This window comes from Erwinia sp. PME.40.26/001 (assembly GCF_055556675.1).
Window position 1 is genome coordinate 1 of record NZ_JBVHNP010000326.1, and the last position, 251, is coordinate 251.

The 251-nt window shown below is 70.1% G+C and carries 1 protein-coding gene; it reads left to right on the plus strand.

All coding sequences use genetic code 11. The annotated features are described in order from the left end of the window. Positions 1-251: TolC family protein (locus tag ACZ3HG_RS24390; RefSeq protein ID WP_465335054.1), on the plus strand; the 251-nt coding region annotated here is incomplete at both ends.

The window sequence follows — 251 nt, forward strand, 5'->3', positions numbered from 1 at the left end:
GTCCTACGAGCTGGACCTTTGGGGCCGCGTCCGCGCCCAGGCCCGGGCGGCGCGCGACCAGGCCCAGGCCAGCGACGCCGACCTGGCCAATGTCCGCCTAAGCCTTCAAGCCCAGTTGGCCGACGCCTATCTGGCGCTCCGAGGACTCGACGCGCAGTCGAAGCTGTTGGTCGACACGGCCGACGCCTATGATCGGGCCCTTAAGCTCACGACGATCCGCCACGACGGCGGCGCGTCTTCGGGACTGGACG